The sequence below is a fragment of the Kitasatospora sp. NPDC001261 genome, assembly GCF_042896795.1.
In the GTDB taxonomy this organism is placed as follows: domain Bacteria; phylum Actinomycetota; class Actinomycetes; order Streptomycetales; family Streptomycetaceae; genus Kitasatospora.
Window position 1 is genome coordinate 113245 of the sequence record NZ_JBIAXP010000008.1, and the last position, 20176, is coordinate 133420.

Genomic DNA, 20176 nt, shown 5'->3' on the forward strand with positions numbered 1-20176 from the left:
GGGCCGAGGGGCGGTGCGCGGCCCGGGCCCGCGCGGTGGCGGGGCCGGGCCGGGCGGCAGCGCCCTAGACGGTGATGGACTCCCGGGCCGGGGTCGGCTCCGGGGCGGCGGTCGCGAGCTTGCTGCCCTCGACGTCCACGTCCGGTATCAGGCGGTCGAGCCAGCGCGGCAGCCACCAGGCGCGGCGGCCGAGCAGGGCGAGGACGGCCGGGACGATGGTCATCCGGACGATGAAGGCGTCGAAGGCGACGGCCGCGGCGAGGCCCAGGCCCATCATCTTGATCATCGGCTCGCTCATCCCGATGAAGCCCGCGAAGACGGCGATCATGATGAACGCGGCGGCGGTGACCACCCGGGCGTTGTGCCGGAATCCGGTGACGATCGCCTCACCGGGCTCCTCGCCGTGGACGAAGCCCTCGCGGATGCGGGTGACCAGGAACACCTCGTAGTCCATGGCGAGGCCGAAGACCACGCCGATCATGAAGATCGGCATCATGCTCATCACCGGGCCGGTCTGCTCCACGCCGATCAGGTTGGCCAGCCAGCCCCACTGGAAGACCGCGACCACGGCGCCGAGCGCGGCGACCACCGACAGCAGGAAGCCGAGCGCCGCCTTCAGCGGGACGAGGAGCGAGCGGAAGACGATCATCAGCAGGATGACGGCGAGGCCGACGACCACGGCGAGGTAGGGCACCAGCGCGTCGGACATCTTCTGCGACACGTCGATGTTCATCGCCGTGGTGCCGCTGACCAGGACCGTCGCCCCGGTGGCCGTCTTCAGGCCGGCCGCGTCGTGGCGGATGGCGTGCACGATGTCCTTGGTCTCGGCCTCGCTCGGGCCGGTCGCCGGGACGGCGTTGAGCAGGGCCGTGTCGCCCGCCTGGTTGAACATCGGCGGCGTCACCGCGATGACCCCGGGCAGACCCGAGACCTTCTTGGCGACCTCGTCGGCGGCGGCCTTCGGGTCGGCGACGCCCTTGGCGTCCACCATGACCGTCAGCGGGCCGTTGAAGCCAGGGCCGAAGCCCTCGGAGAGCAGGTCGTACGCGCGGCGCTGGGTGGTGGAGGTGGGCTTGGACTCGTCCCCCGGCAGGCCGAGCCGCAGGTCGAGCGCCGGGGCGGCGAGCACCCCGAGGCCGATCACGCCGCCGAGCAGCACCGCGAGCGGGCGGCGCAGGATGAAGCGGGCCCAGCGGGCACCGCCGTTCTCCTTCGCGCCCGGGGCCGCCGCACCGCGGGCCTTGCGGGCCTTGCGCGGCAGCACCTTGCGGCCGAGGAAGCCGAGCAGCGCGGGCACCAGGGTGAGCGCGACCAGCACGGCTATGACGACCGTCCCGGCGGCGGCCATGCCCATCTTGGCCAGGATCGGGATGCCGACCACGGAGAGGCCGGCGAGCGCGATCACCACGGTGAGGCCCGCGAAGACCACCGCGGACCCGGCCGTGCCGACCGCCCGGCCCGCCGCCTCCTGGGGCGTCCGGCCCTCGGCGAGCTCGGCGCGGTAGCGGGAGACGATGAACACCGCGTAGTCGATGCCGACCGCGAGGCCGAGCATCATCGCGAGCGTACCGGTGGTGGTGGAGAGCCCGAGCGTGCTGCCGAGCGCGGTGATCAACGCCATGCCGAGGCCGACGCCGATGACGGCGGTGAGCAGCGGCAGGCCGGCCGCGAGCAGCGAGCCGAAGGTGATCACCAGGACGACGGCGGACAGCGCCATGCCGATCGCCTCGCTGCTGCCGCCCGCGTCGGGCTTGGCCATCAGCGCGGTGCCGCCGATCTCGACCTTGAGGCCGGCGTCCCGCCCGTGCTGGGCGGCCTGCTCCAGGGTGTCGGTGGCGGTCTTGGAGACCTCGCCGGCCTTGGCGGAGTAGCTCACCGTGGCGTAGGCGGTGGTGCCGTCCGCGGAGACGGCGCCCTTCATCTTGAACGGGTCCACCGCGCTGGTGACCTGCTCGGAGCCGGCGAGCTCGCCGACCGTGCGCTCGACGGCCTGCTGGTTCGGCGCGGCGGTGATCTTCTGGCCGGAGGGGGCGACGAACACCAGGCGTGCCGAGGCCCCGTCGGCGTGGCCGCCGGGGAAGCGCTCGTTCATCAGGTCGAAGGCCTTCTGCGCCTCCGTGCCGGGCATCGCGAAGCCGTCGTCGGGTGCGGCGGGCGCCTTGGCCGCGAGGACTCCGACGGCCGCCAGCACGGCGACCCAGAGGAAGGTCACCAGCCGGCGCCGGACGAAGGTCCATCGGCCCAGACGGTAGAGGAACGTGGCCACGGGAGAGCGGACTCCTTCGGATGCGGTTCTCGGGATCGGGAGGTGCCGCGGCCGGCCGGACGTCCTGGTGGACGCGGTCCGCCGCAGCATGACCAATCCTTGATCGCCGACCCCTACTCCGTCGTCGTCCCTGCGCAGGCCGTTTGCGTACTGCGGACGCAGTAGTGCCCTCCCCCGTACGGAGGAGCGCGCGTCCTACCCCGGAAGCAGCCCCTGGACCTGCGGCGGAAGCAGATCCGGTCACCCGTGCGGTCCGCGGCGGCGGGCCGCGGACCGGTGGGCGAAGTAGCGTGATGTGCCTGACCCGTCCGCTGACGTGCGGTTCGGGAGGATCCGACCCGATCGGTGCTGCTTTCGCAGCCCGCCGCCGGAGGTGCCCCATGGGCGTTCCAGCCGCCCGCATCGTGTTCGACGAGAGCGACCGTGCGGCCGTCGCCGAAGCGGTGACCGAGATGCTCACCACCGGCGCGCTGACCCTCGGTCCGTGGACCGAGCGCTTCGAGCAGGCCTTCGCCACCGAGCACGGCGCCTCGCACGCCGTCGCGGTGAGCAGCGGCACGGCGGCGCTGGAGGTGATCCTGCGCGGCATCGACGTCCGGGGCCGCGACGTGGTCGTCCCCGCCGTCACCTTCTACGCGACCGCCGGCGCGGTGGTGCACGCGGGCGGGCGTCCGGTCTTCGCCGACGTCGACCCGGCCACCCTCGCGCTCTCCCCCGAGACCCTGGAGGCGGCGCTCACCCCGGACACCGCCGCCGTCGTCCTAGTGCACATCGGCGGGCTGGTCGGCCCGCAGGTCACCGCGGTGCGGGCGCTGTGCGACCGGCGCGGTATCCCGCTGGTCGAGGACGCCGCGCACGCCCACGGCAGCAGCTTCGACGGGCGCGCCGCCGGGACCTTCGGCCTGGCCGGGGCCTTCTCCTTCTACCCGACCAAGGTCACCACCAGCGGCGAGGGCGGGATGATCCTCACCGAGTCGCCGGAGCTGCGCGACGAGGCCCGGATCTACCGCGACCAGGGCAAGGGCTCCTTCACCACCAACCACCACGTGAAGCTCGGCTACTCCTGGCGGATGAGCGAGCCGCACGCCGCGATCGGGGCGGTGCACCTGCGCCGGCTGAAGGAGTTCATCGAGACCCGCCGGGCCGTCGCCCGCCGCTACGACGCGGCGCTGGCCGAGCTGGACGGCCTCGACCCGGTGCTCGAACCGCCCGGCTGCCGGGGCAACTACTACAAGTACGTGGCGCTGCTGCCGCCCGGGGTGGACCGCGCGGAGTTCAAACGGGCGGTGGCCGAGGAGCACGGGGTGCGGCTGTCCGGCGAGGTCTACGACCTGCCGCTGCACCTCCAGCCGGTGCTCGCCCCGTACCGGCGCGGGCCGCTGCCGGTGGCCGAGGACGTCTGCGCCCGGCAGGTCTGCCTGCCGGTGCACTCCGACATGACCGAGGACGAGACGGAGCAGGTGGTCGACGCCGTCTCCGCGGCGTACCGGCGCCTGGCCGGGTAGCCGGAGCGAAGGGAGCAGGATCGTGCGGATAGCCGTCACCGGAGGCTGCGGGTTCATCGGTTCACACGTCGTGGACCACCTGATCGCGGCCGGCCACGACGTCCTCGCGGTGGACACCACCGACAAGTACCTCAACCCGGACGCCGAGCACGCGCGGCTCGACATCCTCGACCTCGGGGCCCTCACCGCGGCGCTGGCCGGCAGCGAGGTGGTCTACCACCTGGCCGCCATGGCCGACGTCGAGCAGGTCTCCGCCGACCCCGTCCGCGCGGTGCGGACCAACATCGACGGCACCGAGGCCGTCCTGGAGGCCGCCCGGCGCAGCGGCCTGAGCCGGACCGTGCTGGCGAGCACCGTCTGGGTCTACGGGGCCGCCCTCACCGACGGGCAGATCGACGGCGGCGAACAGGAGCTGGACGAGCACGTGCCGATCGAGCTGGAGCACAGCGGCCATCTGTACGTCGCCACCAAGCTCGCCGCCGAGATGCTGGTGCACAGCTACCGCGAGCTCTACGGGCAGCACTTCACCATCCTGCGCTATGGCATCCCGTACGGCCCCCGGATGCGGGACGAGCTGGTCGTCGCCCGGTTCGTCCAGGCCGCGCTGACCGGCCGGCCGATCACCATCGCCGGGGACGGCCGGCAGAGCCGCAACTTCGTCTACGTCGAGGACCTCGCCGACGCCCACGTCCGGGCCCTCTCCCCCGCCGCCGAGGACCAGACCTTCGCGCTGGAGGGCTCGGCGGCCGTCTCGGTGCGGGACATCGCCGACACCGTCGACGCCCTGCTGGGGCCCGTCACCATCGAGCACATCGACGGGCGGAAGGCCGACTACGCGGGGCGGCGGATCTCCTCGGCACAGGCGAAGCGGCTGCTGGGCTGGTCGCCGAGCACCAACTTCACCGCCGGCGTGCGGCAGTACGCGGACTGGTACCGGGCCGCCGTCGGCTCGGCCGCCGGCGCCTGACGGGGGCCGCCCGATGCCGCACGCCCTGCTGGTCTCCGGCTCGCTCGGGCAGGGCCACGACGTGATGGCGCAGGCCTGCGCGGACACCCTGCGGGAACGCGGCTGGACCACCGGCACGGTCGACGCCATGGCCCTGCTCGGGCAGCGCTCCGGCGCGGCCGGGGAAGCGGTGTTCCGCCGGCTGCTCGACCTGCCCGGGGTGTACGACGCCTTCCACTTCTCGGCGCTGCGGCCGGGCGCCCGGCTCGCCCTGCTCGCCGACGCGGCGGCCCGCGCCCGGCTGGTCCCGGCGCTGCGGGAGCTGATCGCGGCGCAGCGGCCGCAGCTGGTGGTCTCGGTGTTCGCCACCGCGACCTCGGCGGTCAACCGGCTGCTGCGGCAGGCCCCGGAGCGGGAGTTCCGGCACTTCGTGTTCTGCACCGACGTGACGCCGCACCGGCTCTGGGTGCAGGAGGGGACGGACCTGTTCCTGGTCACCTCGGAGGTCGCGGCGTGCGCGGTGCGGCGGTACCGGCCGGACGCCGACGTCGCCGTCGTGCCGGCGCCGCTGCGGCAGCCGTTCTACCGGCCGCCGGAACGGGCCGCGGCGCGCGCCGAGTTGGGCGTACCGGCGGGCGCCGCCTGCGTGCTGCTGATGTCGGGCTCCTGGGGGCTCGGCCCGCTCGCCCGCACCGCCGCCTCGCTGGCCGCCGCGGGGCCGCACGTACTCGCGGTGGCCGGGCGCAACCGGGAACTGGAGCGCCGGCTGCGGACCGCCGCCCGCCGGGAGCCCCGGCTGCACCCCTTCGGCTACACCGACCGCGTCCCCGCGCTGATGGCCGCCGCCGACCTGGTGGTCACCAGCTCGGGCGACACCTGCAGCGAGGCCCGGGCACTGGGCCGGCGGCTGCTGCTCCTCGACGTGGTGCAGGGGCACGGGCGCGACAACCTCCAGCACGAGCTGGAGCTCGGCCACGCCGACGTCGCCACCGCCCGCCCGGCCGAGGTGGTCCGCAACGCCCTGGCCGCCCTCGGCCGCCCCGAGCCCGCACCGTCCCCCGGCGCCACACCGGAGGCCTGGCAGGCCGGGTTCGGGGCGGCGCTGCGACGGATGGGGCTGGGCTAGCCGCGCGGGGGACGTGGTGCGGCACGCGGGTGGTGGCCGGTGCGTCCGTCACCCCGGACGGTTCCCCGCGCCCGACGGCACCCGGTGGTCGCGGAGGGGGCCGAGGGTGAGGCGGTGGGTGCGGCAGTGGGCGGCGATCAGTGGGAGGGCGGCGAGGGTGGCGCGCCAGGAGCCGGGGGCGGAGGTGCAGTCGGAGTCGTGCAGCAGGAGGGTGGCGCCGCCGGTGAGGCCGGGGCGGGCGGTCGCGTAGACGGACTCGCCGGTGGCCTCCGCCGTCCAGTCGCGGCCCCAGGCCGTCCACAGCACGCTGCGCAGGCCGAGCCGGCGGGCGGCCAGGGCCGGGCCGGCGGTCAGGACGCCGTACGGCGGGCGGTACCAGCGCGGGCGGGCGCCGCAGAGTTCGGTCACGGCCTCGCTGGCGCGGCGCAGTTCACGCAGGTCGCGGGCGGGGGCCGGGTACCACTGCTGCCGGTGGTGCCAGCCGTGGACGGCCACCTCGTGGCCGCGCAGCACCAGCTCGCGGCCGAGCCCGGGGGCGCGCTCCAGCATCGCGCCGAGCAGGAAGAAGGTGGCGCGGGCGCCGAGTTCGTCCAGCGCGTCGAGGACGTACGGGGTGCTGGCCGGATCGGGGCCGTCGTCGAAGGTCAGGGCGACGTGGCCGGGCGCGGTGCCGTGGCCGGCGGTGCGGCGGGCCAGGGTACGGCGCAGTGGCGGCAGGCGGACGGCGGCCGGGGCGAGGTGCAGGAACTCCGCGCCGGCGGCGAGGGCAGTGGCGGCGACGGCGGCGGTGCCCGTCCGGTGCACGGCGGCGCTCACTCGAAGCGGGCGGCCATCCGGCGGAACACGCCCGGTGCCACCCCGTGGAGGCGGGACGGGAAGCCGAGCCAGTGCGGGACGTAGAGGCGGTCGCGTTCGGTGGTGATGGTCGCCACCACCGCGTCCGCGACCCGGTCCGCCGGGACCAGCCTCGGCCAGTCGCGCTCGTACGGGGTGCCGCGCCGCTCGAAGAACGGGGTGTCCACCGCGCCGGGGAGCACCAGGCGCACCCCGACGCCCGTGCCGCGCAGCTCGTACCAGAGGCTCTCGGCGAACATCGTCAGCGCGCCCTTGGTGGCCGCGTAGCCGGACTCCTCCCGCGAGCCGACCTGGCCGACGATCGAGCCGAGCAGCACGATCCGGCCGCGGCGGCGCTCCAGCATGCCGGGCAGCAGCAGGCGGACCAGGCGCAGCGGGGCGGCGAGGTTGACTTCGATCATCCGGTCCAGGGTGTCAGAGGGCGTCTGCGCGTACGGGCCGCGCCAGCCCAGGCCGGCGCTCGCGACCAGGGCGTCCACCCGGCCGGTGTCGGCCAGGGCGGCCTCGGCGAGGCGGGCCGGGCCGTCCGGCTTGCTCAGGTCCTCGGGCAGGGCGCGGCCGCCGGTGCGGTCGGCGAGTTCGTCGAGGCGGGCGCGGTCGGTGCCGGAGAGCAGGGTGAGCCAGCCGGCGTCGGCCAGGCGGGTGGCGGTGGCGCGGCCGATCCCGGAGGAGGCGCCGGTGATCAGCGCGACGGGGCGGTCGGCCGGGTCCGGCGGGGGCTTCAAGGCCTTCCGGTCGGCGGGAGCCGCGAGGTCGGTGACGTCCTTCGGGTCCGACCGCCGGGGTCGGGAGTGGGGCTCCTCCGCCATCGGGCACCTGCCGCTCTGTGACCGCCTAGCCGTCCGTTTTGTCCGGCAAGTCACCTTCGCACGGCGGAGCCGTCCGGGCTACCGGGGCGGTACGGCGGGCTCCGCCTCGGCGTCCCGGTGCGGGGCGGTCGGCTCCGTGGACCCGCCCTCCGGCTCCCCGAAGCGGGAGAGCACGAAGGTGCCGCCCACCGCCACCGCGAAGCCCGTCAGCGCGCACCACTCGAACCCGGGGCGCGCGGCGTCCCCGAGCACCGTCACGCCGACCAGCGCCGGGCCGAAGGTCTCGGTCACCGTCCCGGCGGCGGTCGCGGCCGTCACCGTGCCGCGCTGCAGGGCCAGGGCGTAGGCGAGGTAGCCGCCGAGGCCGCCGACGGCGAGGGCGTAGGCGGCCGGGTTGGTGAGCACGGCGACCGGGCCGGAGGCGTCCAGCACCCGTACGGCCAGGCTGGTCACGCCGAAGCCGGCCCCGGCCAGCAGGCCCAGGCCGGCCGCGGCCGCGTTGCCCTCCCGCCGCACCAGGACCAGGGTGGCGAGCAGTAGGACGGCGGTGGTGGCGAGCAGCGCCCAGTGGAAGGCGGGCGCGGCGTGGTCACGGCCCTCCCGGCCGGAGCCGAGCGCCAGCAGGGTCAGGCCGACGACCACGGCGAGGATGCCCGCGAGGTCGCCGCGGCGCAGCCGCGCGCCCAGCAGCCGGACGGCCGCCAGGGCGGTGACGGCCAGGCTGGCGTTGGTGACGGCCTGGACGAGGAAGAGCGGGAGGGTGCGCAGGGCGACGATGCTCAGCGCGAAGCCGACGATGTCCAGCAGGGTGCCGAGGAGGAACTGCCAGGACCGCGCCAGCGCGGCGAGCAGGCCCGCCCGGACCCGGTCGGCGCGCGGGGCCGACCGCGCCCCGCGCGCCTGGAAGACCGCCCCGAAGCCGAAGCAGACGGTCGCGACCAAGGCGGTGGTGAGTCCCAGCAGCATGCCTCTCCCAGCCTCCCGGGGCAGCGTCGATCCACCACCAGTCTGGGGCCGGGGGGACGGGGTCGCACGGGTGGAGCGGGTGGGACGGGCGCGGGGTCGGACGGGATCGGCTGGGCCCGCCGGGTGGACCCGGGCGGCGCGCGGTTTGCCGACGGACGGTGTCGCGTCATCCCTGATCCATGATTCAGCACGCCGTGCCGCTCGCCGCATCCGGTCTGAAGATCGACTGGGCCAGGATGCCGACCTACAACACGATCATGTCGGTGGCCGCCGGCGCCGGACTCCTGCTGGTGGTCGCCCTGGGGCGCCGACTCCTCGTCCAGGGGCGCAGCACCACGCTCGAGGGCTGGGCGCTGGCGTTCGGGGCCCTCGGGTTCACGCTCGTCACCACCGGCCTGCACATGACCCTGACCTGGCCGCTGGCCGGGCAGGGCTTCCCGTTCGACAACGTCATCTTCGGCGAACCCGCCCTGGCGTTCGGCGTCTTCCTGCTGACCGCCTCCTTCTACCTCTGGAAGCGCGGCAGCGAGCTCCTCGCCGCGGACGGCGTCGACCGGACGGTCCGGGTGGCCGCGCCGATCTCGGTGTTCGTCTTCGGCATGGGGCTGGCCTGCTTCGGCATCGCCGCCGCGGGCTGGAAGTACACGCTCTTCGCCGCCCCGCCGGAGGAGCCGATCTCCGGGGAGTTCTCGGACTGGCCGTGGCTGGAGGCGAGCTTCATGTCCGGGCTGTACGTGCTGGTCGGCATCGGGGCGCTGCTCTTCCCCTTCGCGCTGCGGGACCCCCGGCGGTGGATGAGCCCGGTGATCGGCGTCGTGTGGGGGCTGGCCGGCCTCGCCTTCCTGGCGTTCGGCGGGCTGAACTACTTCACCCACATCGGGCTCATCGTCAACACCATGTGACCGGCCGCGGGTGTGGCCGGGGGCGCCCCGTCACGGCCGGACGGCCACCCCCGCGTACAGCGAGACCTCCTCGGCCGCGACGGGCGCCTCGTCGGGGGACGGCCGCCACTGCGCGATGGGGACGAGCCCCGGCTCCAGGAGGGTCCAGCCGTCGAAGAAGCGGGCGATCCGCAGCCGGGTGCGGGCCTGGGCCGCGGTGCCGGCCGCCTCGTAGATCCGGGTCAGTGTGGCGATGTCCTCGGGTGCGAACTCGGGGCTGACGTGGGTGATCACCAGGGCGCTGCCCGGGACGAGGGCGGACTTGAGGTGCTCGACCAGCTCGTACGCGCCGTGGGTGTCGGGGACGAAGTGGAGCAGGGCGTTGAGGGAGAGCGCGACCGGGCGGGACAGGTCGAGGGTCTCCCGCAGTCCGGGGGCGGCGAGCAGCCGGGCCGGGTCGGTGGCGTCGGCCTCGACGTAGGCGGTGCGGCCCTCGGGGGTGCCGGTGAGCAGGGCCTGGGCGTGCGAGAGCACGATCGGGTCGTTGTCGGCGTAGACCACCCGGGCGTCCGGCCGGACGCCCTGGGCGACCTCGTGCAGGTTCGGCGAGGTGGGGATGCCGGTGCCGATGTCGAGGAACTGGTCGAAGCCGAGCTCGGCGAGGGCACGGGTCGAGCGCTGCATGAAGGAGCGGTTCACGCGGGCGGCGGCGCGCAGCCAGGGCGCGACGGCGAGGGCGTGCCCGGCGGCCTCGCGGTCGGCGGCGAAGTTGGTGAACCCGCCGAGGAAGTAGTCGTACATCCGCGCCGAGTGCGGAACGTTGAGCCGCAGGTCCACCCCGTCGTAGAGACCCATCCGTGTTCTCCCCCCGGTGCCGTGCCCGATCGATCCTCCCCGCCCACGATAGGCGCGGCCCCTCGTGTTCCGAACAGCTTCCGGGCATTCCAACCAACCGCCGGTTCCCATGAGATGACAATCTGTATTCGGATTGCAGCCTGGAGTGACAGGCCTGATGGAATGAGGATGGGCGCAGACAGCCCGACCCTCGGGTGGCCCGGTGCGCAGCCGGCGGCCACGGAAAGCAGGCCCGATGACGATCGACAGGGGCGCCCCGACGCACAGGCACCGGGGCGGAACGGCCGTGGCGTACCTCCGCGGGACGGCGGCGGAGCCGACGGCCGACACCGACCCCGGACTCCGCTCCGACCCCGAACTTCGCCTGGGCCTCCCCTACGCGGCCTTCTGCGAGACCCACGAACCCGCCTGGCGCGCCCTGGCCCTGACCCGGATAGGCAGCCAGTCCGACGCGGAGCTGGTGGTCTCGGCGGTGAAGGCCGACCTGGCCCGCTGCTGGTCGCAGGTGCTCCGGTTCGAGGAACCGGCCGCGTACGCCTGGCGGTTGGCCAATCGGCACGTCGCGGACTGGGTGGCCTCCGAGGAGCCGGTCGAGGTGGAGGCGGTCACCTTCGCGGCGGTGATCGGCGCCTTCAAGCAGGTGGCGAAGGGGCTGCTGCACAGCGAGGCGGACGAGGTGCGGCTGTACGCGGCGATCCTCGAACTGCCGGACCGGCAGCGGGACGTGGTGATCCTGCGGTACCTGCTCGGCCTGCACGTCAAGGTGATCGCGGCGTACCTGGGGCGGCCGGTGGCGACGGTGCACTCCAACCTCCGGCACGCCCGGGAGAGGCTGGCCCGCCGGCTCGGGGTGGGCGAACTTCCGGACGGCGGCGGGGAGCTGTGACGGCGGCACCGGAGGACCGGGCCCCGGACGGACCGGGCCGGGCCGACGGCGGGCGCACGGTGTTCCGCGTCCCGCGGCCCGAACGCGCCCATGCGGAGCGGATCGCCGCCGTGCGCCGGGCGCGGCTCACGGCCGCGCCCGCGCACCTGCCCTCGGAGCACGAGCAGGCGGCGTTCGAACTCGGCCTGGTGGTGGCCCTGGTGCTGGGCGCGCCGGACGCCTCGCGCGGACTCGACCTGCTGGTGAACGCGCGCCGGATCCAGCCGGAGGGGGCCGAGGTGTTCGGCGCGCTGCTGTACGCGACCGGCAAGGAGGAGGGCGCCGAGTTCTGGTGGCGCTTCGCGGCCGGCTCGGGCAGCGGGACGGCCGCGTACTGCCTGCACCTGCACCACCTGATGCTCGGCGAGACCGACGACGCCGACTACTGGCGGGCCTGGTCGGACCAGCTGGCCACGGCCGAACGGCCGCCCGGGCCGCGGGCGTTGCGGATGAACCGGCCGCTGCTGCCGGACGACGTGCGGCGCGACATCCTCGCCCGGGTTCACCACGGGCTGGCCCCGCAGCTGCCGCCCGCCCTGGTCGCGGTGATCGACCGGCTGCCGGTGCAGGACGGCGGCGAGGAGGAGGTGCCGAGCCCCTGGGGGCTCACCTCGGGGGCAACCTCCGCCTGTTCCTGGGAGGACCTTCCGTGGGACCCGGTGGATGATCACGACGCCCCGTGGGGGTGAGCGCCGTTGGGGCCGCCGTGATCACCCCTTCAGGTGAGCACGGACAGCCGGGCGACGACGGCCGGGTCGCGCCCGCTGCCCGCCTCGGTCCGCTCCCCCGCCGGAGCGGCGTACCGGACGACGTAGTGGTGCGGCGCCATCGCGGTGTCGCGTCCGGGTAGGGCGGCGACCACCGCACGGTGGGCCTCGACCGGGCCGAACGAGGGGTCAACGGTCGCCAGTTCCACCACCAACTTCCCCTCCTCCTCGGAGAGTCGGTGCTCCCCGAGGGCGGTCCGCAGCAGTTCGCGGACGGCCGCGAGGTCGATCCAGGCGCCGTCGACCAGCCGCCATTCGCCGCCCCTTTCACCCCCCGGCGGGCCGAGCACGGCGGGCAGGTCGGACAGCAGCACCGGCCCCTCGGCGGCGGCCGCGAGCAGGGCCGGCAGGGCCCGGGCGAAGCCCTCGGTCTCCTCGGGGTCGAGCACCTGGGGGCAGGCGATCAGGGCGAAGTCGAGGCTGCCGGTGATCCGCAGGATGGTGAACATCAGCCGGACCGGCAGCGGCGGGGCGGGCAGCACGGTGAGTTCGGGGTCGACGGCCGGGGGCGGCTGGGCGTCGGCGACGGCGGCCGGGATGGTGAGGCTCAGGTCGTTGACGACCACCTGGCGGGAGAACCGGGCCCCGCGCAGGTGGGCGGCGTCGTCCACCAGCTGCCAGACCTGCTGGGCATCCAGTGTGCTGTGCCAGTAGGCGCTCAGCGAGGCGGACTTGGCGCGGCCGATCAGCTGGTCGAGGTCGGCCGCGCCGGCGTCGAGCAGGACCAGCGCGTCCTGCGCGAGGGTGCCCACGTGGTCGATCAGGGCGGCGCGCTGGCGGTTGGCGGAGAGCGCCGAGAGCACCAGCTCGCGGCTGCCGGACCGGTGGGCGACCAGCGCGGCGAAGGCGGCGAGCAGGACGACCGACGGACTGGCGCCGGTGCGCCGGCAGACGGCGGCGAGGTGGTCCGCGGCGGTGCGCGAGCGGACCAGCAGGGCGCTGTGGTCGCCGGGCGGGCCGGTGATCCGCGCGTCGGCGAAGACGACCTGCGGGCCGGCGGTCAGGACCCGGGCCCAGTGCCGCAGTGCGGCCGCGGCCCTGCGGCGGCCCTGGGCGCTCTGCTCCGCGACGGCGACCTCCAGTGGGGTCGGAGCGGTGACCGGCGGCAGCTCCTTCCCGGCGGCGAGGGCGTGCCAGTCCTGGATCAGCACCGCGGTGGCGGCGCCGTCGGCACCCGCGTGGCAGACCACGGCGACCAGCCGCAGCAGCCGCTCGCCCGCGGCGAGCATGGTGAACCGGACCCGCGGCGGAGCCTCGAGGGGCACCGGGAGGGCGACATCCGCCCGGCCCAACTCGGCGGCCAGCGCGTCCAGTTCAGCATCGCTCCGATTGCCGGCCTCGACCACCCTGACGGCGAACCGGCCGTTCCGGTGCACCACCTGGCGGTCCGGGAAGCCGTCCGGGCCGGGGCCCGCGGGAAAGGAGGTCCGCAGCGACTCGTGGCGTTCGACCAGCAGGCGCAGGGCGACCAGCCCGGCGGGGACCGAGACGCCGTCGGGCACCGGCCAGACGGAGTCCTTGTTGATCCCCTCGGGCGGGTCGCGCCGGATGCAGAGGACCATGTTGCCCTGGCCCCGGGTGAGCGGGCCGGAGCCGCCGCCCTCGACGGCGTACCGGACGGTGATCCGCCTGGGGGTCGCTGTCGTGCCGCGCGGTGTCGCGCCGAGTGACGTCGGATCGTTCGGTGGGGCGTCCTGCGGTGTCACGTCGTACGCGCCTTTCGGCTCGCCGGGGAGGGCCGGGGAGGGTTCGGCAGGGGGTGTGACCGGGACGCTACCAGCGCCCTCGCGAGCTGGTCCAGACCAAACCTCGACGGGTCCGATCCATCGTCAATTTTCTTTCCACATACGGCAGTTGACATGCATCGGCGATTCCCCGAGGGCCGCCACGGCAGCCCGGAACGGCTCCGCCACGGGAACGTCACGAAGCCGGGACGGGCCGGTGCCGAGCCCGCCCGGGTCGGCCACGAGCACCGGCGAGGGGCCGCCCACGGGCACGCCGAAGGACTGCGCGAGCCGCCCGCCGTACGCCTTGACGCAGGCCTCGCGGCGGCACCACAGGGTGGTGAACCGCGCCGCCCGCTCGGCCGGTTCGACGGGCTCGGCGACGAACCGCGCCTCCTCGGACGGGAACCAGCGGGCGGCCATCCGCTCGGCCGTCCGGGGGTCGTGGAGCCGCTCGACGTCGACGCCGACCGCCCGCCCCTCGGCGAGGGCCAGCGCCGCGAACGCCCCCGAGGCCGACCAGCTGACCCGCAGCCCACCGGCCGACGCGGGCTCGGGCTTGCCGTGCGGACCGTACCGCCAGACCAGTGCGGCCGGGGGCACGCCGAGCCGGGCGGCGACCAGCCGCCGGACGGCGCCGCGCACCACGGTGAAGCGCTCGCCCGGCCCGGGCTCCATCCGCGCCGCCCGGGCGCGTTCGTCCGGGTCGAGCAACGGCCACAACTCGGCGGCCGGTACGGCTGGTTGACGCGTATCGATCAGCCAGAGGTCGATCGCCGTCACGGCAGGGCCAGCGTGCTGAGCACGCCGAGCCGGCGGTCGTACCCGGCCAGCAGCGCGGGCCGGCCGTCCGCCCGCCAGCGCGGGAGGTGGTCGGCCAGCTCCGCCCAGAGTCCGGTGAACGGCTGAGCCGGCGGGGGCTCCCCGGCCCCGAAGCCGGGGCCGAGCAGGAGCGCCGCCTCCGGCCCGAGCTTCTCCGCCTCGGCCCGGACCGCCTCCGCCGGGGAGGCCTCGCCCCGGGTCTGCCGGACGGCCAGACCGTCGCCGGGGGCCTCCTCGCAGACCAGCACCACCACCGCGTGCCGCTCCGGCAACGGCACCGGCCCGGACGGTTCGTAGTGCAGCGCGCTCTGTTCGGCGAGCACCACCACGGCCCGGCGGCAGGTGCCGGTGCGCTGGTGGGCGGCGGCCAGCCGCAGCGCGGTGAAGGCCGCCGCGCCGCCCTGGTCGCAGACCGCGAAGGAGAGCGGGCTCCCCGGGACGGACCGGCTGAGCGCCAGCGAGGACGGCGCGCCGGGCCGGACGTCCGGGGTGTCGAAGGCCAGGATCAGCAGGTCCGCCGGCTCGTCCTCGGCCAGCGCCTCGCGCAGCGGTCCGGCGGCCAGCTCCTCGTAGGAGTGGCCGACGCCCTCGCCCAGCAGGTCCTCGCGCAGCGGCAGGCCGTAGGGGCGGACGAGGTCGGAGACGAAGACCCGCAGGTCCGGGTCGAGCGAGGTCTCCGAGCGGCCGGCGGAGCGGCGGGCGAGCACCCGGGTGATCCGCAGGCCGGTGGGACCGGGGGCCACCCGGTCAGTCCTCGGGGATGACGTGCCCGGCGACGTAGTCGGCCAGCCTGGTGACCGACCGCAGGTCGTCCTCGGTGATCTGCTCGACGTCCACCTGGATGTCGAGCGACTCCTCCAGCTCCAGGATCAGCTCGATGGTGCCGGCCGAGGTGAGGCCGAGGTCGTCGAAGAGGCAGGCGTCCTGCGGGATCTCGGGCAGCTCGCGCTTGAGGACGCGCGGCAGGAGCTCGCCGATGCCGTGCAGGATGCGCTCGCGCAGTTCGGGGTCGGTGGTCTGGACCGCGGCTTCTGACATGGGTGTCCCGTCCCGTCGTACGTGGGATGTGTGCTCCGGGGCTTGCAGGCGCCCCGGGGCTCTGGGGTGGCGTGGGAAATGCGGTGTGGGAAATGCGGCGTCGCTGTGCGGACGACGGCCGCCGGAGGAGTCGGCGGGCCGTCAGCACCGCATGGCCATCGCGGAGAACGTGGCTCCGACACCGGCGGCGGCGATCAGGTAGTGGTCGCCGCGGCGGAGCAGCCCCCGCGTGGTGGCGGTGTGGAGATTGATGAGGCTGTCTGAGGCGAAACTGTGCCCGACCGACCGCACGTTGTCCAGCACGACTTTCTCGACCGGATAGCCGATCCGGCGCGCGATCATCCGCCAGGACGCCTGGTTGACGTTGTGCGGCAGGATCGCGGCCAGGTCGGAGAGGTCCAGACCGGCCTGGTCCAGGGCGGCCTCGATCGCCTCCACCATCACGTTCGGGTACTCGCGCTGGTAGCGGGCGAGCAGGTCCGGGTCCTCGGCCAGCCGGCCGTCGAACTCCGGGCGTTGGCGCACCGCGAAGGAGAGCATCCGGTGGCGCTCGCCGTCGGCGCTGACCAGGCAGGCGGCCGCGCCCTCGGCGAAGATGCCGGTCTCGGGCACCACCTGGGCGTCCCTGGTGAAGGTCTTCTCGCCGGTCAGCACCAGGGCGAGCGCCGCCGGGTCGGGTTCGGCCGCGAGCAGCCGACCGGCCAGGTCGATGGCCAGCAGGCCCACCGCGCAGGCGTGGTGGGTCGCCGTGAAGGCGTCGGCGTGCGCCAGGCCACGGGTTTCGAGCAGGTCGTGCAGCGGGTTGAGCGGATGGGGCACCGCCACCGGCATGCTGCGGGCATGGATCACGAAGCGGACGTCGCGTTCGCGTCCGCGCAGCTCCGGCAGGTTGTCCAGGGCGGCGGCGAGCAGGTCGGGCAGCGTCCCGGTCGGATCCAGACGTAGCTGGTCCAGGCCGTGGAAGCGGCGGAAGAGACGGAGTTGACGTGGGGTCAGGCCGATGCGCTCGCCCACCGCCTCGATGGGAACGGCGTGTGGGGGGAGGTGGACGGCCACTGCCTCCAGTGCGGTCACCCGGGCTAGTATTCCGACGCCCGCCGGGTCGCACAAGTGATCCCGGGCCCCTCCACCGTCGCCGCCGCTCCCCGGAAGCCGCCAACTGCGCTCCGGTGCGGCCGCGTTCACCCCGTGCCGTCGAGCAGGTGGGAGATCTCTCATGCCGAACCCTGAACCCCTCCACCCCGACGCCCCGTTGGACCCGGAGCTGGTGGCCCTGCTGGTCGAGGCGGCCGGCGCGCCGCCCGACTGGGCGCGCCACGTCACCCCGGACGCCCGGCTGGACGGCGACCTGCTGCTGGACGAGGCCGAACTCGCCGATCTGTCGCTACGGCTGCGCGAGCGCTTCGGTCCGCGGGCCGACCTGGCCGCGCTGCGCGCCGGGCTGGACCTGGCCGCCCTGGAGGCCCTGACCGTCGCCGACCTGCGGCGGCTGCTCCCCGAGGAGGACGCGCGATGACCCGGTTCCTGCTGGTGATGCCGCCGTTGACCGGCCACGTCAACCCGGCCGCGGGCATCGCCGCCGAGCTGACCGCACGCGGCCACCAGGTCGCCTGGACCGGCACCGAGTCCGTGCTGCGCCCGCTGCTCGGCCCGCACGCCGAGGTGCTCGGCACCGGCACCCGGGCGTTCCGGGCCCAGGGCGGGCACGGACTGGCCGCGCTGCGCACGCTCTGGGAGGGCTTCATCGTCCCGTACGCGCGGTTCACCGCGAAGCCGCTGGACGCGATCGTGCGGGAGTGGCGGCCGGACGTCCTGCTGGTCGACCAGCACACCCCGGCGGGCGCGCTGGTCGCGCACCGGCACGGGCTGCCGTGGGCGTCCTTCGCGCCGGGGGCGATGGAACTGGGGCGCCCCTACCGGGCGTTGCCGCAGGTCGAGGCCTGGATGGCCGGGCTGCTGCGCGGGCTGTGGGAGCGCGCCGCGCTGCCTCCGGAGGAGTACCTGGACCCGCGCTTCTCCCCCGCCCTGGTGCTGGCGACCACCGGTCCGGCGCTGACCGGTTCGGCCCCGCCGTCGGAGCACGCGCTGGTCGGGCCGGTGCTGTCGGTACGGCCGCACGACCCGGACTTCCCGTGGGAGCGGCTGCTGCCCGGCCGGCGGCGGGTGCTGGTCACCATGGGCACGCTGGCCGGCGAGCTGGGCGCGGACTTCCTGGCCCGGTCCGTCCGGGCGCTGGAGCTGTGCGGCGGCGACGTGCAGCCGGTGTTCGCCGCGCCGCGCGGGCTGCTGCCCGAACTCCCGCCCCGGGCCGTGGCGGTGGACCGGGCGCCGGTGCTGGAGCTGATGGCGCGCGGCGAGCTGGACGCGGTGCTCTGCCACGGCGGGATGAACACCGTGGGCGAGGCGCTGGCGCACGGCCTGCCGCTGGTCACCGCGCCGATCCGGCACGACCAGCCGGTCGTGGCCGGCCAGGTGGCGGCGGCCGGCGCGGGGCTGCGGGTGCCGTTCGCGCGCGTCTCGCCGGAACGGCTGGCGGGCGCGCTGCGGGCCGTACTCGACTCCACGGAGTACCGGCGGCGGGCGGTTCAGGTCGGCGCGGAACTGCTGGCCGGGGGCGGTGCGGTGGTCGCGGCGGACCGGCTGGAGGCGCTCGGCCGAACGGGCCCGGGTCGGCGCCCTGTAGCAGACCGGGAGACCGCACGTCCATTGGTCTAGGCCATTGTTTCCGGGGCGGGGTTCGCCCTAGGGTGTCGCAGCGGCACCGCCCTCCGCAGGTGCCGGGCCCCGCCTTCCCAGGTGCCGTGGCAGCCCATCCCCGCACGGGAGTTCCCGTTGATCGAGACCACGGGACTGCGCAAGTCCTACCGCAAGAAGACCTCCCGCCGCGGCGGCGACGACACCACCGTCGACGCCGTCCGCGGCATCGACCTGTCGGTCGCCGCCGGCGAGATCTACGGCTTCCTCGGCCCCAACGGCGCCGGGAAGACCACCACCCTGCGCATGCTGGCCACCCTGATCCGCCCCGACGGCGGACAGGCCGTCATCGCCGGGGCCGACCTGTTCACCGACCCCGCCGGGGTCCGCCGCCGGATCGGCTACGTCGCCCAGGGCGGCGGCACCACCGACAACGTCAGCGCCCGCGAGGAACTGGTGCTCCAGGCCCGGATGTACGGCGCGGCCAAGGCACAGGCCGGCCAGGCCGCCGCGGACGCGCTCAAGGCCTTCGACCTGACCGGGTTCGGAGACCGCCCGTGCGCCACCTACTCCGGCGGCCAGCGCCGCCGGGTGGACATCGCGCTCGGGGTGATCCACCAGCCGCGGGTGCTGTTCCTGGACGAGCCCACGGTCGGGCTGGACCCGGCCAGCCGGGCGTACGTCTGGGAGGAGATCCGCCGGCTGCGCACCGAGGGCATGACGGTGGTCGTCACCACCCACTACCTGGACGAGGCCGACGCGCTCTGCGACCGGGTCGCCATCGTCGACCACGGCCAGGTGGTGGCCGAGGGCACCCCCGAGGCGCTCAAGCGCGAGATCTCCGGCGACGTCGTCCTGGTCGGGCTGGACGCCGCGGAGGCCGCCTTCGAGCGCGCGGCCGCGGTGCTGCGCCCGCAGCCGTACCTGCACCGGCTGGAGCAGAACGGCGACGAGGGGCTGCGGCTGTACCTGGAGGACGGCGCCGCCGCCATCCCCCAGCTGCTGCGCGCGCTGGACGCGGCGGGCCTGACGCCCGGCACCGTGCAGCTCCAACGGCCCAGCCTGGACGACGTGTTCCTGGCCCGCACCGGGCGCTCGTTGCAGCAGTCCTGACCCCGCACCGGGCGCCCGCCGCGGCAGTCCCACCCCCGCACCACCCGGACCCGCACCACCCGGCCCCGCACACCTCCCTGGGGAGACCGTGAAGCTCGCCCGCGACACCTGGCTGGTCTTCCAGCGCCAGCTGCTGCTCATGATCCGTACCCCGATCTGGATCGCCGTCGGCATCATCCAGCCCGTGTTCTACCTCCTGCTGTTCGCCCCGCTGCTGAAGAAGGTGCTCGCCTCGGAAGGCGCGCGCAGCTACGCCGATGTCTACCAGGTGTACGTACCGGGCCTGTTGGCGGTGCTGTGCATCTTCGGCGGGCTGTACACCGGCTTCAGCCTGCTCGGCGAGCTCAGGTCCGGCATCATCGAGCGCTCGCGGGTGACCCCGGTGAGCCGGCTGGCGCTGCTGCTCGGGCGGGCGATGCGGGAGATGGTGGCGCTGCTGGTGCAGGCCGTCCTGATCACCCTGATCGCGCTGCCGTTCGGGCTGCGGGTGAGCCCGCTGAACCTGCTGCTCGCCTACCTGCTGCTGGGCCTGCTGGCGCTGATGACCTCGGCGATCTCCTTCGGCATCGCGCTGATGGTGCCGACCGACGCGGCGATGTCGCCGGTGGTCAACACCATCGCGCAGCCGATCGCGTTGCTGTCCGGGGTGCTGCTGCCGCTCACCCTGGCGCCGGAGTGGCAGCAGCAGGCGGCCAGGTGGAACCCCTTCTACTGGGCGGTGGAGGGCATGCGCGCGCTGTTCTCGGGGCACGCCGGGGACGACGTGGTCTGGCAGGGGCTGCTGGTGGTCACGGTGATGACCGTCCTGGCGGTGTACTGGTCGGCCCGGCTGTTCTCCACCCGGGTGCGCTGACGGACGGCGCGGAGGGGCCCGGCTCGCGATG

At 74.9% G+C, this 20176-nt stretch carries 20 protein-coding genes; 10 read left to right on the forward strand and 10 right to left on the reverse strand.

All coding sequences use genetic code 11. The annotated features are described in order from the left end of the window. Positions 1-64: 64 nt before the first annotated feature. Positions 65-2266 carry an MMPL family transporter gene (locus tag ACFY4B_RS13245; RefSeq protein WP_387967796.1) on the reverse strand — a complete coding sequence of 734 codons (2202 nt, stop codon included), beginning with the start codon at positions 2264-2266 and terminating at the stop codon, positions 65-67. Between the two features lie 380 nt (positions 2267-2646). On the opposite strand from ACFY4B_RS13245, the gene ACFY4B_RS13250 reads away from it, so the two are divergent. From ACFY4B_RS13250 to ACFY4B_RS13260, 3 genes are read left to right on the forward strand one after another with little or no spacing between them, the layout of a single operon-like run. Beyond that, positions 2647-3771, forward strand: coding sequence for a DegT/DnrJ/EryC1/StrS family aminotransferase (locus ACFY4B_RS13250; protein ID WP_387967798.1), 1125 nt, complete (start codon positions 2647-2649; stop codon positions 3769-3771). 22 nt (positions 3772-3793) lie between these two features. Further along, entirely contained in the window at positions 3794-4738 is a 945-nt protein-coding gene (locus ACFY4B_RS13255) for an NAD(P)-dependent oxidoreductase (RefSeq protein ID WP_049658039.1), read from the forward strand. A gap of 13 nt (positions 4739-4751) precedes the next feature. Then, positions 4752-5843 carry a hypothetical protein gene (locus ACFY4B_RS13260; RefSeq protein WP_380737215.1) on the forward strand — a complete coding sequence of 364 codons (1092 nt, stop codon included), beginning with the start codon at positions 4752-4754 and terminating at the stop codon, positions 5841-5843. Between the two features lie 48 nt (positions 5844-5891). On the opposite strand, the gene ACFY4B_RS13265 is transcribed toward ACFY4B_RS13260, so the two are convergent. From ACFY4B_RS13265 to ACFY4B_RS13275, 3 genes are all read right to left on the reverse strand, one after another. Further along, complete coding sequence (locus ACFY4B_RS13265) at positions 5892-6647, reverse strand: polysaccharide deacetylase family protein (RefSeq protein ID WP_387967801.1); 756 nt, start codon at positions 6645-6647, stop codon at positions 5892-5894. 8 nt (positions 6648-6655) lie between these two features. Continuing rightward, positions 6656-7507, reverse strand: coding sequence for an SDR family NAD(P)-dependent oxidoreductase (locus ACFY4B_RS13270; RefSeq protein ID WP_387967804.1), 852 nt, complete (start codon positions 7505-7507; stop codon positions 6656-6658). Positions 7508-7585: 78 nt separating this feature from the next. Further along, positions 7586-8473 carry a DMT family transporter gene (locus ACFY4B_RS13275; RefSeq protein WP_387967806.1) on the reverse strand — a complete coding sequence of 296 codons (888 nt, stop codon included), beginning with the start codon at positions 8471-8473 and terminating at the stop codon, positions 7586-7588. Positions 8474-8652: 179 nt separating this feature from the next. On the opposite strand from ACFY4B_RS13275, the gene ACFY4B_RS13280 reads away from it, so the two are divergent. Next, positions 8653-9375: a DUF981 domain-containing protein gene (locus ACFY4B_RS13280; protein WP_387967808.1), complete on the forward strand. Its 723-nt coding sequence runs from the start codon at positions 8653-8655 to the stop codon at positions 9373-9375. A 30-nt stretch (positions 9376-9405) separates the two neighbouring features. On the opposite strand, the gene ACFY4B_RS13285 is transcribed toward ACFY4B_RS13280, so the two are convergent. Then, on the reverse strand, positions 9406-10209 hold the full coding sequence (locus ACFY4B_RS13285; protein ID WP_387967811.1) for an SAM-dependent methyltransferase: 804 nt from the start codon (positions 10207-10209) through the stop codon (positions 9406-9408). A gap of 286 nt (positions 10210-10495) precedes the next feature. Between ACFY4B_RS13285 and ACFY4B_RS13290 the strand changes: the two genes are divergently transcribed. Beyond that, positions 10496-11095, forward strand: coding sequence for an RNA polymerase sigma factor (locus ACFY4B_RS13290; RefSeq protein WP_387967813.1), 600 nt, complete (start codon positions 10496-10498; stop codon positions 11093-11095). Continuing rightward, a complete protein-coding gene (locus tag ACFY4B_RS13295; RefSeq protein WP_387967815.1) occupies positions 11092-11823 on the forward strand; it encodes a hypothetical protein in 732 nt (243 codons plus the stop codon). The genes ACFY4B_RS13290 and ACFY4B_RS13295 overlap by 4 nt, the downstream gene beginning before the upstream one ends. A 29-nt stretch (positions 11824-11852) precedes the next feature. Here the strand turns inward: ACFY4B_RS13295 and ACFY4B_RS13300 are convergent, their stop codons facing one another. From ACFY4B_RS13300 to ACFY4B_RS13320, 5 genes are all read right to left on the reverse strand, one after another. Continuing rightward, entirely contained in the window at positions 11853-13607 is a 1755-nt protein-coding gene (locus tag ACFY4B_RS13300; RefSeq protein WP_387967817.1) for a condensation domain-containing protein, read from the reverse strand. Between the two features lie 123 nt (positions 13608-13730). Continuing rightward, positions 13731-14408 carry a 4'-phosphopantetheinyl transferase family protein gene (locus tag ACFY4B_RS13305; protein WP_387967819.1) on the reverse strand — a complete coding sequence of 226 codons (678 nt, stop codon included), beginning with the start codon at positions 14406-14408 and terminating at the stop codon, positions 13731-13733. After that, positions 14405-15190, reverse strand: a complete 786-nt coding sequence (locus tag ACFY4B_RS13310) for a hypothetical protein (RefSeq protein WP_387967821.1) — start codon at positions 15188-15190, stop codon at positions 14405-14407. Before ACFY4B_RS13310 ends, ACFY4B_RS13305 begins: the two co-directional genes overlap by 4 nt. A gap of 4 nt (positions 15191-15194) precedes the next feature. Then, positions 15195-15485 (reverse strand): phosphopantetheine-binding protein, encoded by a 291-nt coding sequence (locus tag ACFY4B_RS13315; protein WP_049653836.1) that lies wholly within the window; start codon positions 15483-15485, stop codon positions 15195-15197. A gap of 141 nt (positions 15486-15626) precedes the next feature. Beyond that, positions 15627-16559: a 3-oxoacyl-[acyl-carrier-protein] synthase III C-terminal domain-containing protein gene (locus ACFY4B_RS13320; RefSeq protein ID WP_387967823.1), complete on the reverse strand. Its 933-nt coding sequence runs from the start codon at positions 16557-16559 to the stop codon at positions 15627-15629. Positions 16560-16701: 142 nt separating this feature from the next. On the opposite strand from ACFY4B_RS13320, the gene ACFY4B_RS13325 reads away from it, so the two are divergent. The 4 genes from ACFY4B_RS13325 to ACFY4B_RS13340 all read left to right on the forward strand — a co-directional run bounded on the left by ACFY4B_RS13325 (position 16702) and on the right by ACFY4B_RS13340 (position 20145). After that, positions 16702-17001, forward strand: coding sequence for a hypothetical protein (locus tag ACFY4B_RS13325; protein WP_380737235.1), 300 nt, complete (start codon positions 16702-16704; stop codon positions 16999-17001). Then, positions 16998-18200, forward strand: coding sequence for a glycosyltransferase (locus tag ACFY4B_RS13330; protein ID WP_380737237.1), 1203 nt, complete (start codon positions 16998-17000; stop codon positions 18198-18200). Before ACFY4B_RS13325 ends, ACFY4B_RS13330 begins: the two co-directional genes overlap by 4 nt. Before the next feature lie 117 nt (positions 18201-18317). Continuing rightward, entirely contained in the window at positions 18318-19292 is a 975-nt protein-coding gene (locus ACFY4B_RS13335; RefSeq protein WP_049653828.1) for an ATP-binding cassette domain-containing protein, read from the forward strand. An 88-nt stretch (positions 19293-19380) separates the two neighbouring features. Continuing rightward, positions 19381-20145: an ABC transporter permease gene (locus ACFY4B_RS13340; RefSeq protein WP_074004870.1), complete on the forward strand. Its 765-nt coding sequence runs from the start codon at positions 19381-19383 to the stop codon at positions 20143-20145. The last annotated feature ends 31 nt before the right edge of the window (positions 20146-20176 follow it).